Origin of the sequence: Nitrobacter sp. 62-23, assembly GCF_001897285.1 — a bacterium.
Taxonomy (GTDB): domain Bacteria; phylum Pseudomonadota; class Alphaproteobacteria; order Rhizobiales; family Xanthobacteraceae; genus Nitrobacter.
In genome coordinates, this window is sequence record NZ_MKSM01000112.1 from 21,895 (window position 1) to 36,247 (window position 14,353).

Genomic DNA, 14,353 nt, shown 5'->3' on the forward strand with positions numbered 1-14,353 from the left:
GTGCAGGTTGTCGAATAAAATTGATACGTGCTTTGTGGCGCTCACGCTAGCGTCAGACCTCTCGTGTGGCGGACAACCGCTCCCGGCCTTGCGGGATTTATGGGGAGGATGAGGACGGGATGATTCCAGAGAAATGGTGCGCCGCAAGGCAAGACCCAAGGAGCCATTTAACTGGACCTAACGTTCGACATTGCCAGCCATCTGGTTGCACGGCGGCTTGTGGCAACTCCGACATAGCGAATTAGAAAGAAAGGGTGACGCCCCCAATTAAGCGATGCAGGCATGGCGACCATGATATTCGTCGTGAAGCGCAGGATCGCTCTCGCGGCTTTTGGGAAAACATGGAAACCCATCATTATGGAAAATAGGTATGCCACATAGCTGAGATACATAATGAAAATGGATTCGCATAAGACATCTTATGGAACATTTGGCTCGTTCGGTAGTTCGAATTTTTTGTGCCGTTTGAGTGATTTTGAGGCCGGTCCCATCAATAATGAGTCCGGTGTTTTCGAAATTGAGTCTGCAGGGTCGTGAACGACGCCGGCAGCATTTCATCCTGGCTGAAAGCGACGACCTGCTTTGACGTGCGATGGTGCTGGCGTCCACGTACGGTGTTCGAGCCGATCGCATCGCGCAGTTTCGTTTCGAGTTCGACCAGCAGCACGAAGAAGCTCGATCCGACTCACGAAGCCTTCGCCCGTCGCGACGACGTCCTGCCCGCCCGAATGAGGATGTCCGATGATCGGCAATGGCAGTTGCCGCGATCCCTTCCCGATGGCCGCAACGAAACGATGTCCGTCCCATCGAAAGAAACGGTCCGACTTCCCTCCGGTCACCATCAGACCGACGGCCCCGCCGTCCTCGAACATCCTCAGATCGCGCGCGCGCACGCTGAAGACGAGCCGGTGTCGGCCACGTGATTCCAGGTACACTTCGTGCAGACACCCGCCGCCATTGCAAACGGCGGCGCGGTTCGCGCAGGCAAAGTCTTCAAAGTGCAGCGATACGAAGCGTAGGCCTCCCGCCTCGATCGAGACCGAGAAGTAATGCCCCGCAGCCGCCGCGCTGCCGCACGCGCTTTCGCGCGCGAAAATCCCCCGTCGTATATCGGCCGGAAGTCCCTCAATATGCTCGGATGCCCACGGGTTCTCAGTGGCGAAGCTGCCGCGAGCGGTCGACTGCCCGCATGTCAGCAGCGAGCCGAGCAGCAGCAGCGCACCCGCCAGCGAAATTCGTCGAGGCGCTTTCACGGAACGATCCTCCTTTTTTGCTTCGGTGCGCCGTCGTCGGTTCGATCGAAGCGGCCCCCGATGCGGCGTTCGGAGGCCCAGATGAGTCGACAGGATCGCGAGATATCTTCCGAAGGGATTACCAGGATGAAATGGTGCGGAATGCCGAGCGGACTCTCCACTTCGAGCAGTGCGCCGGAGGCCGTCAGGTTTCGGACGGTGCAATCGATGGCCGCGCCGCCGAACGAGATCATTCCGGCCTTCAAAACGCGCGTTCGCCGCAGTTTTCGCTTGTCTTCCATGAGGGCCTCCCACCGGGACATGCCTAATCGACTTTCTTTTCGGCCGCCTCTCCCTGTTTCACGATGTCCCCCGTCGTGAAGAGGATGCTCTGAAGTTCGGTCCGCCAGTCCTTGTTGCGGCGCAGGAGGAATTCGAGGTTCATCCCGAAGTGCTTGAATTCTTCCTTTTGTGCATTCGCCATGATGGCTTTCGCCTCCTTGTCCTTTTCGAGCGACATCCGCTGTTCGTACCAGCCAATAGCTTCGGCCTCCTCTATGAGCGACGTGATCATCCGAGCGAATGTGCGCATTTCCTGCGAAAGTTCTTCCGGCGGTTCGTGATATTGATCGAACCCCATTTTGATCTCCTTTTTTTGATCGAGTGAAGAGATTGATGTCCGTGAAACCCAGTTGTCGCGCAGCGCCGACTCCAGACTATCTGCACCGAAGCTAGTTATAGGATCCACCTGACGGTCCACGCCGATAGGATTCCTCCATCGGTCATTGTCCGTCTTGCCGCACGATTTTTTAGAACGTTTAGAGCAAATGCTTGCCTCGAGCTTTCTGACGCCTGGTTCCAAGGGATCAGCGTTCACCCCGAGCCGGATTCGATGTCTTGGGATTTGCAGCCGCGGTTGACGACCCAAGAGTGAAGCGAATTATTTCTAGTAATCGACGGCCGTTCCATATGAAGAGCACCGAAGCAAGCGCCAGATAGACCCAGGCTAAGCCCGACAGAGTGGCTATCGTGCGTATTTCCTCGTTCCTGAAGTAGTAGGCCAAGCTCACCTGAATCAAAAACAGCAGCGCAAGTGCGGTCGCCGACAGAAGACTGAAACGCAGCCGCATGAGCAGTGCGACCCCGAACAGGGATTGAGAGGCAGTCAGAAAAAACTCCTCAATTTGTCGCGCGTCCAACGGCAGTGCTGTCGCACCGCGGGCGCCGACGGTCATCGCCAGCGGTAGCATGCCGACCAAGAGCGTCCACTGATTGATCTTGTCGCTGATCATGGTGATGAGTCCGCCCGCGGCCCGCCCCTTTAGAACAAACAGGACGGCGATAGATACGGCGGGTGCTTCGCTGGCGAGCGGCGCCAACCACTGGATGAGAAGGAATTCGTTGATGCCGAAGGCGCGGCCCGCTTCGATCAAGGCTTCCGCGAAAGGCTCGGCGCTCCAGAGAATAATTCCGCAGGCGGCCAGCCCGAGGCCTGCCATAACTATCCACTGCGTCCGGAGCGGCAATTCATTGAGCGCCGCGGCAGGTCCGGGTTCGTCCTCTCCGTCCGGGTTCTCGCTTTTGCGAACGTTGCGGACGCGCCAGACATATCCTCCATAGATTGCCACCAACATCGTGAAATCGAAAAGGGTAATGCTGCCTTTGAACAAAATGACAAACGCGTAGAGGCTGGCGAGCAAAAGGAACGAGACTTCGATTGCGTTGTCGTTTGTCAGTTCGATGGCGCGATGCCGATCCTTGAGCCAGTGCAGCAGTGCCAGAAGCGGCCATGCGACGCCGACAAGCAGCCTATTCGCGCCGGTCATGTTGGCCGCAGCATAGTGGACGTACGGCGACTCCGGGCCGGCCTGGCCCGCCTGAAAAGCGTAGTACATATCCACCGCATATTCTGGAAGGACCGTTATCAAGGCGACGGCCGCAAGGATCAGGCCCTGCGCGATGTGCCGCTCGGCCGCTTCCGCACCCCACGACAGAAGAAATCCGGCAGCGAGGATCGCAACGCCGAAGATTGCAGTGTCAACGACCGGTCCGAGACGCCAATTCGCTGCTCGCAAAGCCAAGGCGGGTAGAGCGGCACATGCCGCGATCGCGATGAGGACCAAAAAGCGCTTCATTGCTATCCCGTTCGGATTCAGTGACTTCTGTCAAAACTCATGCCCATTCCCTTCCCGCTTAGCTTCCTTCGGTCGCCAGCGCCGCGCATCGAGCCGACCGATCAAAGGAAGGAATTGCAGTTCCAGGATTAGGATGACCAAGACGGTCACTAGTCCGGCAATGAGGAGTTCGCCAATCCCTGCGAGCATGCCAACCGCCGACGTTGCCCAAATGGCCGCTGCCGTGGTCAAGCCGCGAACGTTGCCGCCGTCCTTGAGGATCATCCCTCCGCCGAGGAAACCCACACCGGTGACGACGCCCGCCATTATCTTCTCCGCGGTCGCCGGAAAGTTCTCGACGCCAACGGCCGTGAACGCGGCCGCTCCCAGGCTGACGAGCATGAAGGTACGGTCGCCGGCCTCCGAACCGCGAAACTCGCGTTCCCATCCGATGGGGAAAGCCAGCGCGACAGCAACGGCGATCCGGACAAGCAGCGCGAGATCGAACCTGGTAGTACCACCGGCATCGCCTGCCGCTGCGAAGGCGCCACCTGTTGTCAGTCCGAGCGTGAGAGCGATGACCGCAAGTTGAGTCACCGCATGACGCGCCGCCTCCGTGATGGACAGTCGGCTCAATGCTTGAAACATCGCGTCACTCTCAGGGTTGGGGCACTCAGGAAAGCATTCAATTCTTCTTCCTCAAGACTGGAACGGCTCGGTCGTGGGCAAGCGGAGCAAACGCAAGGCGTTCATCGTCACCAGAACCGTCGCTCCGGTGTCTGCGAGGATGGCCGGCCATAACCCCGTCAATCCGACGACGGTGGTGACAAGAAAGACGGCCTTGAGCCCGAGAGCGACCGCGATGTTCTGCCGGATGTTGATCATCGTCCGCTTCGACAAGTCGACCATTGCGGCAACGTCGGCGACCCGCCCGTGCAGTACGGCGGCGTCGGCCGTTTCGAGCGCGACGTCCGTCCCTCCGCCCATAGCGATACCCACATCGGCTGCTGCGAGTGCCGGCGCATCGTTGATGCCGTCGCCGATCTTTGCGACCGACCAGCCCGCCTTTTGAAACTGGCCGACGATCCGCTGCTTGTCCTCAGGCAGCAGTTCCGCTTCGATATCGATGCTCAATTGCTTGCCGATCGCGTTCGCGGTGCGCCGATTGTCGCCGGTCAGCATCACAGTCCGGATCCCCGCGTCCGTCAAAAGCTTGAGCCCGCTTTTCGCGTCTGGACGGGGTTCGTCGCGCATCGCGATCGCACCCGCAATTTTCCCGTCGAGCGCGACGAGCGAAACGGTTTTGCCTTCGTCGTTCAGGGCTGCGATCTGCGTCTCCTGCTCGGTTGTTAGAGGACAGAATTCCGCGACGGCCTTGGGCGATCCCAGGAATACTTCCGCTCCTTCCACGGTCGCACGTATCCCTTTTCCGCCGATCGCCTTCGAGTCGGAGGTCGGCGGAAGCGAGATCTGCTTTACTGCCGCCCGGGTCAGGATTGCGGTAGCAAGGGGGTGACTCGACCCCGACTCGAGCGCCGCAGCGAAGCGCAGTACATCAGCCTCGCTGCGCGCGAAGCCGATGATGTCCGTGACCTGGGGCTTGCCGGAGGTGAGCGTGCCAGTCTTGTCGAAACAGGCCACGGTGATCTTGCCGATCTGTTCGAGAACTGCGCCACCCTTCAGCAGCAATCCCCGGCGGGCGCCGGCAGACAGGGCGGCGGCGATTGCAGCGGGGGTGGAGATGACCAGGGCGCAAGGACACCCGATCAGCAGAATGGCCAGACCCTTGTAGATCCACCCGCTCCATTCCCCTCCAAACACTAAAGGAGGAACGACCGCGACCAACGCGGCGGCCGCAACCACCCCCGGCGTATAGAAGCGGGAAAACCGGTCGATGAAACGCTCCGTCGGCGCCTTCGACTCCTGCGCCTCCTCGACGAGGCGCACCACGCGCGCGATCGTGTTGTCCGCGGCTGCGGCAGTCACCCGCACGCGCAGCAGGCCGTCGCCGTTGACGGTGCCGGCAAACACGGTCGCATCCGGTCGCTTCCGGACCGGCGTGCTTTCTCCCGTGACCGGCGCTTCGTCGATCGCGCTTTCTCCGGACAGGATGACACCGTCGCCGGGAACCCGGTCGCCGGGCCTTATCTGGATCGTCGCACCCACTTCCAGGGTGTCGGCCTGGACCTCACGGATTTGGCCGTTTTCTTCGAGGCGGGCCGTCTTCGGAACGAGCTTGGTGAGGTCCTGGATACTGGCACGGGCACGGCTCGCGGCAACGCCCTCGAGCAGTTCCCCGATCAGAAACAGGAAAACGACGGTTGCTGCCTCTTCGGTCGCTCCGATGATGACCGCGCCCACCGCGGCGATCGACATCAGCATCTCGATCGAGAACGGCGTCCCGGCGCCCGCGGCGGCGACTGCACGACGTCCGATGGGAACGAGACCTACCAGCATCGCCAGCAGAAACGCCCAGTGCTCGGTCGCCGGAGCGGTTTTGCCGATTATGAAGGCCGTCGCCAGCGCCAACCCCGACCCGATGGTGAGCTTCCCTTTCCTTGTTTGCCACCAAGCTTGGCCGTCGCCAGCGGGCTCACGACTTTCCGGACGGGGTTCCAGCGACGTTCCGCCACCCGTTGCTCGGGCGGATGTATTCTCGACAAATTCACTGCCTGTAACCCTGTATCCGAGTTTCACGATCTGATTTCGGATTAGGTCTTCGTCGTCGTCGGTGACGACCGTCACCGTCCCCGCCGACACGGACACGATCACATCGCTGACACCGCGCATGCGGTGCAGGGCATTTTCAATCTTTGTTGCGCAAGAGGTGCAGTCCATGCCCTCCACGCGTAGACGGACTTTGGCGAGCATAGCGGTTTCAGTCATGGTTGGGGCTTCCGGAGCGCGAGGTCGAGGGTGCAGCGTAGCGTGCGTTCACGTCTTGCCCTCCCGTCTGAGCCGCTTGTAGAGCGCCTCGACAGCCTCGGAAAAATCGAGCGCCTCGTTTCGCGCGCAGAGATCTTCGAGGAACCGCAATTGAGTGATCAGGTCGAAGGTCGCCGGATTGAGATCGAGGCCTTCATCCACGCCCGGCGGCCTGCTCAATATGATTCCGCTCATGAAGCCTTGGGCCCAAGCTAGATATTCCCTCCGCACCATGGGATTGGATACGACGTCGCCGTTGAACTGCTTGCAGGTCGAGGCGCCCAGGCCGACGATCTTGGCAGTTCGCCCTTCTGCCCTCAGGTCCGCCGTGGAGGATGTCATCAATGCAAACGCCGTCAATATGAAGCACAGGATCGGACGTCGAACCTTCCGATCGACACCATGGGCTGCGACGGTCGCGTGGCGGCCGTCGCAGCCTGAAGTTTCCTGTGCGCTCCACATCGGAACCGTACTCACCGTCCGCTCTACTTCTTAAATTTTGCCTGTCCGGATTTTCCTTCCGCGGTCTTGATGGTCAAAGTGATCGTGGCACCCGCCGGTATCGCTGCCTTCGCGTCACCCTTGAGGGAATTCTCGCCCTGAGGAGAGAGCGTGACCGTCTCCCGTCCGCTGCCGCCCGCGATGAGCACTGCTGCAGTAAAGCCCTTTGTAGATACCGGCTTTGGGGTGTTTGGGACGAAGACGTTGATGGTGACGGTAGTCCCGGCGGTAAGAAGCTCAGCGTCGATGCCGGCGACGTCGAGCATGAGGCCGCCGTTTGGTCCTTTTTCGTATTCTTCGGCCGAAGCCGGGGCGGCGAACGTCAAAGCGGCGATAAGCAGGAGAACGTATTTCATGATTTCACTCCGTTCGGTTCCGACGTTTTCAATTCACCGTTCTCAAGGTCCTCGCGCCGGAACAGGACATAGAGAGCGGGCAGCACAAGCAGCGTAAGAATGGTTGACGAGATGATTCCTCCGATGACGACCGTAGCCAGCGGCCGCTGCACCTCCGCTCCGGCGCCTGTCGCGATCGCCATCGGCACGAACCCGAGGGAAGCGACAAGCGCAGTCATCAGGACGGGCCGCAGCCGGGTCAGCGCGCCCTCACGCACCGCATCCACAAGGGCGTGTCCTTCCCTGCGGAGGCGCTCTATGAACGTGATGATGACGAGGCCGTTGAGCACCGCGACGCCGGACAGTGCGATGAAACCGATTCCGGCGCTGATCGACAGTGGAATGCCGCGCAACAGCAACGCAATGATGCCACCGGTGAGGGCCAGCGGGACCCCGCTAAACACCAGCAGAGCGTCTGCCATCGAGCCCAAGCTCATGAACAGCAGGAGGAAGATCAGTAGCAGCGCGATCGGCACCACGATAGTCAGCCGCTGCGTCGCCGAAACCAGTTGTTCGAACTGGCCACCCCATCCGATCCAGTAGCCGGCCGGCAGCTTGACCTTGGCCTCGATTTGCTGCTCCGCGTCGGCGACGAACGAACCGAGATCGCGCCCGCGCACGTTGGCAGTGACGACGATGCGACGTTTACCCTGCTCGCGGCTGATCTGGTTCGGCCCGGGTGCCACATCGATTTGCGCGAGTTCAGAAAGCGGCACGTACCGGATCTGGGCGAGCGCAGAGTTGTTCCATACCGCAGGCGTGGCCTTGGTTTGATTGTCGAGCGGTGGCAGCGGCACCGGGAGCGCCTTGATCGCCTCGATGTCCAGGCGCAGATGTTCCGGGAGCCGGACCACGATGTCGAACCGGCGGTCGCCCTCGAAGACCTGGCCTGACTTCTTGCCGCCGACCGCAATCTCGACGAGGTTCTGGACGTCGCCGACGCTGATGCCGTAGCGCGACAACGCCTGGCGGTTAAGCTTGACCGTCAGCACCGGCAACCCGGACGCCTGCTCGGTCTTGACGTCAGCAGCGCCCTGAACGTTCTGCAACACGGCCTGCACCTTGGCGGCGGATTGGACGAGCAGGTCGAGATCGTCTCCGAAAATCTTGACGCCGACGTCGCTGCGGACACCCGAGATCAACTCGTTGAAACGCTGCTCGATGGGCTGCGATATTTCGTAAACGTTGCCGGGAATTTCCTCGGCCGCCTCCTGGATTTCCGAAACCACGACCGCCTTCGATTTTTCCGGGTCGGGCCATTCCTTCCGTGGCTTCAGCATGACATACCCGTCCGAGGTCGAAGGCGGCATGAGGTCGGTCGCGACTTCCGCCGTTCCGGTTCGCGCGAACACCTCCTTGACCTCCGGGATCTTGAGCAAGCGCTTTTCGAGCATTGCTTCCATTTCAAGCGATTGCGTCAGGCTCGTTCCCGGAATCCGGATGGCCTGGAGCGCCACGTCGCCCTCGTCGAGACTCGGAATGAATTCAAAGCCCATGCGCGTGGCTCCGATGCCGCAGACCATCACGAACAATGCCGCGATCGCCGCGACGCCGAAGCGGTTGCGGATCGACGCGTTGAGCAGCGGCGTATAGAGGTGGCGCGCGCCGCGCATGAACCAGTTCTCGTGCTCCGATATCTTGCCCGTCACCAACAGCGCCACGGCAGCGGGCACGAACGTCATCGACAGGATGGCAGCGCCGGTCAGCGCCATCAGCACGGTCAGCGCCATCGGCGTGAACATCTTTCCTTCCACGCCGGTGAGGGTCAGGATCGGCAGATAGACCACGGCAATGATCAGCGTTCCGAACAGGCTGGGGCCGATGACTTCGCGCGAGCCCGCGAGAATGGTTTCGAAACGCTCTTCGCGACTGAGCAGACGACCCAAGCGGTGTTGCTCCGCTGCGAGCAGCCTCAAGCAGTTCTCGACGATGATGACGGCGCCATCAATGATGATGCCGAAATCGATCGCGCCAAGACTCATCAGATTGGCGCTGACCTTGTTCTCCACCATGCCCGTAATGGTGAACAGCATGGCGAGCGGTATGACGCAGGCCGTGGCAATTGCCGCTTTGAAGTTCCCGAGGATCAGGAACAGGATCACGATCACCAGCAGGGCGCCTTCCACGAGGTTCTTTTCGACGGTCGCGACCGTCGCCTCGACCAGGTGCGTGCGGTCGTAGACCGTGTGCGCAATCACGCCGTCCGGCAATGACTTGCCGATCTCCTTGAGCTTGGCGGCCACGCTTTGCGCCACGGCGCGGCTGTTCTCGCCGATCAGCAGCATGGCGGTGCCGAGCACGGTTTCCTTGCCGTTGATGGTTGCCGCGCCCGTCCGCAGATCCTTGCCTTCGGTAACTTCCGCGACGTCGGAGATTCGGATGGGCACACCGTTATGCGACCCGATGACGATCTCCTTGATTTCCTCGACGTTAGCCACTTGACCGGGCGTCCGGACCAGGTACTGCTCGCCGTTGCGTTCGATGTAGCCGGCGCCGACGTTGGCGTTGTTCGCGGCCAGCGCCGTCATTACGTCACGAAAGTTGAGCTTGTAGGCCATCAACTGCGCCGGATCCGGCAGCACCTGGAACTGCCGTTCGAAACCACCGATGGTGTTGACTTCGATGACGCCCGGCACGTTGCGCAATTGCGGTTTGATGATCCAGTCCTGGATGGTCCTCAGGTCGCTCGGGGTATACTCTCCGCCCCCGGCCTTGCGCGCGCCGGGCTTGGCTTCCACCGTGAACAGATAGATCTCTCCAAGACCGGTCGAGATCGGCCCCATCCCGGTTTCGACGCCTGTGGGAAGCTGGTCCTTGACCTGTTGAATTCGTTCGTTGACCAGTTGGCGTGCGAAATAGATATCCGTGCCGTCCTTGAAGATGACGGTCACCTGGCTCAGGCCGTAGCGGGACTGCGAGCGCGTACTCTCGAGATGCGGTAGGCCCCCCATGGCGGTCTCGATCGGAAACGTGATTCGCTGTTCGACTTCGAGCGGCGAATAGCCGGGCGCGCTACTGTTGATCTGGACCTGAACGTTAGTGATATCCGGAACGGCATCTATCGGCAGGCGAGTGAAATTCCATGCGCCGAACGCGGCCATCAGCAACACGCCGATCATCACCAGCCACCGCTGCCGAATGGAAAATGAAAGGATCGCATCAATCATTGCGGTGCTCCTTTGCTCCCGCTTCCCTGATCCGGGCGAAGGTGTTGACCGGCATCGTGTAGACCACGCCGTCGCCCTTTCGTCCTGTCCAAGCCGCCGCTTCGATCCGGCGGCAAATCCCGTCGGCCTGATCCGTCCGGCACACCAATCTCAATTCGAGGCACTGGTGATAGGTGATGTCCTCGTCGCTCGCGACGTAGGTCCCGCCTTGTCCCCGCCCGCGGCCCTGGCCGCGAACCTCATCGAAGGTGAAGCCTGGAAAATCCGCCAGATCGTGAAGCGCGCGGACGACGTGACCTTCCATATGAGGCCTGATCAACGCGGTGATCAAAATCATTCCATTGTCAGTGCTCATCGCCGCCCGCTCCCTTGGTCATTTCCGCCTTCACGATGAAACTGTTCTGTGCCGCGTAGACGTCGCCCTCAAGGACGCCGAAGGTGATCTCGACGAGTTGCGGATCGCGTTGGCCGACTTCGACGTCGCGCGCCTCGAACTTGTCGCCGTTGCGCACGAACACCACCGTGCGGTTCTCGACAGTCTGAAGCGCCGACGATTTCACCGCGACGCCGACCTTCTTTGCCGACAGCGTCAACCGCCCGGTGACGAACAGGCCCGGACGCAACCGCTGTCCGGTGTTCGGGACCACGGCCCGGGCGATGGCGCTCTGGGTGTCGCTGCTACCGACCGGCGACAGATAGGAAATCTTGGCGCCGATTGGCGTCCCGCCATCGGCGGGGTCGATCAGCACTTCGTCGCCGACGCTGACCCGGTTCAGGTCACGCCGATACACCGAAAAATCGACCCACACCGTCGACAGGTCCGCAACGACGAACGCTGGCTTCTGCTCGGAGGCGTATTCACCCAGCGTGATCTGGCGATCGATCACAGTTCCAGCCAGCGACGCCTTCAATTCGTAAGGCGTCAAGCTCTGATTGCTCTCGATGATCGCGAGAATGTCGCCCTTCTGGACCTTGTCGCCGATGCGCTTGCGAACATCGCGGACGATCCCGGCAAACCGCGGCGTCACCTGCACCAGCAATTCCTGGTTGGGTTGCACGATTCCGTTCAAGAACATGCTGTTGCGCAACACGCCAGACGACGCCTTGGCAAGCTCAATGCCCGACGCCTCAACTTTGGCGTCGCTGAGAGCCACGCTGTCGGAGTGCTCGCTTTCCGAGGCTTCGGTTGGCGTCGGCGTCGACGTGGCGGGCTTCAACAGCCGGTAGCCGCCATAGACCAGTCCGGCGGCGACCAGGAGAAATACGAAATAGCGGGCGAATGCCTTGATCATCTTGAACTCTGATGGGTAAGCGAAAACGGATTGCCGACGAGACCTTCGATGGTCGCGACAGCGATATGGAAGTTTTGCAGGGCTTCCTGCTCGCGCACCAGGGCCTGAAGGACCGAGCCCTTGACGTCGAGTAATTCAAGCAGGGTGAAGCGGCCCTGGGCATAGCCGCTCTGGATGGTTGCGGCGGCGCTACGGGCTTTCGGAATGACCGAGGAGCGCAACAGTTTAATTTCCGCCAGTGCCCCGTTGATCGAATCGTAGGCTCGTCCGGCGATGCTGATGAGAACCAGTTTGTTGATCGAACGTTCGGCTGCGGTCTTGGCGAGGGTTTCCTGAGCCGCGATGACGTTGCCCCTGTTCTGGTCGAACACGGGTAACGGAATCGATATTCCCAGCCGTACCGCGTTGTCGTTGGTGTCCTGGAAGTGACGCCATCCCGCAGACAGGCGGACGTCCGGAATGATTTTCAAACGCGCGATCAGCAACTCGGCATTGCGCTGCGCGGTCACGGCGGTCCAGCGCATCAACTGCGGATTGGCTTCGATCGCCTTGAGGACCGACTGGAACGATGGGGGCTGCCCGACAAGGGCCAGCCGACCAATCGCTTTGCCGAAATGGGGAATACTTTCGCCCATTAGAATAGCGAGATCCCGCCGGGCGGTCGCCAATTGCGTCTTGGCGCGCTCCCGCTCGACCCGGAACAGGTCGGCGGCCACCTGGGCGCGCTCGGTTTCCGCGGGCGACGACGCGCCTTCCTCCACGCGCTTCTGCAATTGCGGTATCAATTGATCGAAGCTCGCAATCTGTTCGTCGAAGATTTCGATCCGGCGTTGCGCGCTGATGACGGTAATGAAGGCGATCGCGGTCTCGGACAGCACCTCCAGCCGTGTCGCCCGCCGCTGCCAGACCGCGGAACCGACACCGGCCTGGCCTGCGGCAATGCGGGCTTCGCGCTTGCCGCCGAGTTCGACTAGCTGACTGAGTTGCAGATTAGTTTCCGCGGAACGCGTTCCCCTGTAGGGCCCAGATCCCAGCGCGTTGTCCAATTCGAACGAGGCTTCAGGATTTGGCAACGCGCCTGACTGAATCCGCAACCCGCCGGCGATGCCGACGTCCCGCTCGGCGGCGGTGAGGCGCGGGTTTGCAGCCAACGCGCGCTGTAAGGCTTGCGGCAATGAGATCGGTCGCGACCGTTCCGCAGCAATCGCTGGAATTGTGAGGATAAGCCATGCGCACGCAACGCGCACTGCCCCATTGAATCGATGCATGAAATCAACCTGAAACGCGTAAAGACGACGCGCGGCCTGGCGCGCGTGATGGCGGTCTTCAGGTCAGGTGCTTGGGGGGCGGCGTGTCGAGCTTGGGAGGGTCCTCAAGCAAGCGTTGAGGCGCGACGAAGGCGATCTTGACCGGATGCTCCATTGGCGAGGCCAGGGGCATGGACGTCGGCATCACGACCGGTGTACAAACAGGGCAATGCTCTGCAAGAATGGGCGCTTTCGTGGAATCGCCCTCATCCGACGCAGTGCCGGTTACGGTGCCAACTTGCGAGAAAACAGTCGCGGCGACCGTTTCCTCGGTGCAAAAAGCGACATTGCCCAAGCCGACGAATAGATACATCAGGGCAAGCAAAAGCAGCGTCGCCCTACGAAGGTAGGGCGCTTTCAGCTTCGACAAACCCTGGAGCGGTCGGCGTTCCATGATTCAGAAATAGCAGATCGAATTTGAGAATACTATTACGTTACGCAAATCAGTTGGTAAACTTGACGCCGACCAACCACGGAAACTGATTTTAAAGAGATTTTATCATTTGTCCCTGCACTCCTGCGGAGGCAATACGCTGCCTTTCAAAATCGAAACCCGCCTCGGACGCGATCGGCTTGGTCAGCATCGGGATGCCGCATCCCGGACTGGCGTCAATCCGGAAGAGGCCCTTCGATCTCGTTTTCGAGCACCTGCCCGTCGCGGCGTCGACCCCGACTCCTGAACATCGTACCAACCTTGTCCTCCAGCTTCAGCGCCTCGTCTGCCAGCTTCGGATTGCACGCCCCAAGGGTTTTGTAGCGGCGGAAATCGACGTCGAGCTTGCGCTTGAGCGCTTTCACGTCGATCATCGGTGATGATGCCGAAGCCCTCCTCCAGTGCAGTAGTGGTGTTGGCGACTGCGTCATCGAAGGATGACTGGAGTGTTTGCGCGAAGTAGTAGCTCATTGTCCCATTCTCCTATGTGAGAGGCTAAGCGGGCCTGAAGCGTCATCGCCGGATGTATTTGGTGAGAGCCACAATCCCGAGGACCACGAGGACCAGGATAAGGAGCCACACGAACCCCATGCCCCACATCCCAACGCCCATCATGTCGTTCATCATCTGCTTTTCTCCTTTGCCAGACCGGACTCACGCGAGTGCGATGATGCTGCGTGCCACCACGTAAACGCCGACACTCAGAACAACGCTTGCGAAGAGAAAGGCGAACACGCGTTTTCGCCACGCCAGCACGCGGCAAAGCGCAACACCAATTGCTCCTCCCACAACGCCGCCGAGGATGAAAAGTGCCGCGATCCTCCAGTCGATCAGTCCGGAAGCCGCGTAGCTTGCCGCCGTGGCTGCGCCGAAGGCGGTGACGGCGACGAGCGAAGTGCCGATTGCATACATAAGCGGCATGCTGGTCGCGAACATCAAGCCCGGCACGATGAGGGAAACCACCGCCGATACCCGCGATTTCTCTGA

Annotated in this window: 14 protein-coding genes and 1 pseudogene; all 15 read right to left on the reverse strand. The window is 60.6% G+C overall.

Features of this window, described 5'->3' with window-relative positions; all coding sequences use genetic code 11:
• Positions 1–554: 554 nt before the first annotated feature.
• Positions 555–1,253 (reverse strand): hypothetical protein, encoded by a 699-nt coding sequence (locus BGO16_RS12420; protein WP_349642604.1) that lies wholly within the window; start codon positions 1,251–1,253, stop codon positions 555–557.
• On the reverse strand, positions 1,250–1,534 hold the full coding sequence (locus BGO16_RS12425) for a PilZ domain-containing protein (protein WP_043854901.1): 285 nt from the start codon (positions 1,532–1,534) through the stop codon (positions 1,250–1,252). Before BGO16_RS12425 ends, BGO16_RS12420 begins: the two co-directional genes overlap by 4 nt.
• Before the next feature lie 23 nt (positions 1,535–1,557).
• The gene (locus BGO16_RS12430) at positions 1,558–1,872 is read right to left on the reverse strand and encodes a hypothetical protein (RefSeq protein WP_043854900.1); all 315 of its coding nucleotides are present in this window, start codon (positions 1,870–1,872) and stop codon (positions 1,558–1,560) included.
• Between the two features lie 226 nt (positions 1,873–2,098).
• On the reverse strand, positions 2,099–3,367 hold the full coding sequence (locus tag BGO16_RS12435) for a sodium:proton exchanger (protein ID WP_043854899.1): 1,269 nt from the start codon (positions 3,365–3,367) through the stop codon (positions 2,099–2,101).
• Positions 3,368–3,397: 30 nt separating this feature from the next.
• Entirely contained in the window at positions 3,398–3,994 is a 597-nt protein-coding gene (locus tag BGO16_RS12440) for an MgtC/SapB family protein (protein ID WP_292619061.1), read from the reverse strand.
• A 51-nt stretch (positions 3,995–4,045) separates the two neighbouring features.
• Positions 4,046–6,232, reverse strand: a complete 2,187-nt coding sequence (locus tag BGO16_RS12445) for a heavy metal translocating P-type ATPase (protein ID WP_292619063.1) — start codon at positions 6,230–6,232, stop codon at positions 4,046–4,048.
• Between the two features lie 48 nt (positions 6,233–6,280).
• A complete protein-coding gene (locus tag BGO16_RS12450; RefSeq protein ID WP_043854956.1) occupies positions 6,281–6,613 on the reverse strand; it encodes a hypothetical protein in 333 nt (110 codons plus the stop codon).
• A gap of 143 nt (positions 6,614–6,756) precedes the next feature.
• Entirely contained in the window at positions 6,757–7,128 is a 372-nt protein-coding gene (locus tag BGO16_RS12455; protein WP_043854953.1) for a hypothetical protein, read from the reverse strand.
• Positions 7,125–10,334, reverse strand: coding sequence for a CusA/CzcA family heavy metal efflux RND transporter (locus BGO16_RS12460; RefSeq protein WP_292619067.1), 3,210 nt, complete (start codon positions 10,332–10,334; stop codon positions 7,125–7,127). Before BGO16_RS12460 ends, BGO16_RS12455 begins: the two co-directional genes overlap by 4 nt.
• Entirely contained in the window at positions 10,327–10,689 is a 363-nt protein-coding gene (locus BGO16_RS12465) for a P-II family nitrogen regulator (protein ID WP_043854955.1), read from the reverse strand. The genes BGO16_RS12460 and BGO16_RS12465 overlap by 8 nt, the downstream gene beginning before the upstream one ends.
• Positions 10,679–11,626, reverse strand: a complete 948-nt coding sequence (gene ihpB / locus BGO16_RS12470; protein ID WP_292619070.1) for a divalent metal ion exporter adaptor subunit IhpB — start codon at positions 11,624–11,626, stop codon at positions 10,679–10,681. The genes BGO16_RS12465 and ihpB overlap by 11 nt, the downstream gene beginning before the upstream one ends.
• Complete coding sequence (ihpA, locus tag BGO16_RS12475) at positions 11,623–12,894, reverse strand: divalent metal ion exporter subunit IhpA (RefSeq protein WP_043854975.1); 1,272 nt, start codon at positions 12,892–12,894, stop codon at positions 11,623–11,625. Before ihpA ends, ihpB begins: the two co-directional genes overlap by 4 nt.
• Positions 12,895–12,952: 58 nt before the next feature.
• Positions 12,953–13,303 (reverse strand): hypothetical protein, encoded by a 351-nt coding sequence (locus BGO16_RS12480; protein ID WP_244468584.1) that lies wholly within the window; start codon positions 13,301–13,303, stop codon positions 12,953–12,955.
• A gap of 239 nt (positions 13,304–13,542) precedes the next feature.
• A complete protein-coding gene (locus BGO16_RS18150) occupies positions 13,543–13,740 on the reverse strand; it encodes a DUF302 domain-containing protein (RefSeq protein WP_052506855.1) in 198 nt (65 codons plus the stop codon).
• 280 nt (positions 13,741–14,020) lie between these two features.
• Positions 14,021–14,339 (reverse strand): annotated as a pseudogene (locus BGO16_RS12490) (TSUP family transporter); the annotation flags it as partial.
• Positions 14,340–14,353 lie beyond the last annotated feature (14 nt).

Coding starts and splice junctions, on each gene's coding strand:
- BGO16_RS12455 (WP_043854953.1), bottom strand. CDS start 7,128: ATGAAATACGTTCTCCTGCTTATCGCCGCTTTGACGTTCGCCGCCCCG.
- BGO16_RS12425 (WP_043854901.1), bottom strand. CDS start 1,534: ATGGAAGACAAGCGAAAACTGCGGCGAACGCGCGTTTTGAAGGCCGGA.
- BGO16_RS12435 (WP_043854899.1), bottom strand. CDS start 3,367: ATGAAGCGCTTTTTGGTCCTCATCGCGATCGCGGCATGTGCCGCTCTA.
- BGO16_RS12460 (WP_292619067.1), bottom strand. CDS start 10,334: ATGATTGATGCGATCCTTTCATTTTCCATTCGGCAGCGGTGGCTGGTG.
- BGO16_RS18150 (WP_052506855.1), bottom strand. CDS start 13,740: ATGATCGACGTGAAAGCGCTCAAGCGCAAGCTCGACGTCGATTTCCGC.
- ihpA (WP_043854975.1), bottom strand. CDS start 12,894: ATGCATCGATTCAATGGGGCAGTGCGCGTTGCGTGCGCATGGCTTATC.
- BGO16_RS12445 (WP_292619063.1), bottom strand. CDS start 6,232: ATGACTGAAACCGCTATGCTCGCCAAAGTCCGTCTACGCGTGGAGGGC.
- BGO16_RS12440 (WP_292619061.1), bottom strand. CDS start 3,994: ATGTTTCAAGCATTGAGCCGACTGTCCATCACGGAGGCGGCGCGTCAT.
- ihpB (WP_292619070.1), bottom strand. CDS start 11,626: ATGATCAAGGCATTCGCCCGCTATTTCGTATTTCTCCTGGTCGCCGCC.
- BGO16_RS12450 (WP_043854956.1), bottom strand. CDS start 6,613: ATGACATCCTCCACGGCGGACCTGAGGGCAGAAGGGCGAACTGCCAAG.
- BGO16_RS12465 (WP_043854955.1), bottom strand. CDS start 10,689: ATGAGCACTGACAATGGAATGATTTTGATCACCGCGTTGATCAGGCCT.
- BGO16_RS12430 (WP_043854900.1), bottom strand. CDS start 1,872: ATGGGGTTCGATCAATATCACGAACCGCCGGAAGAACTTTCGCAGGAA.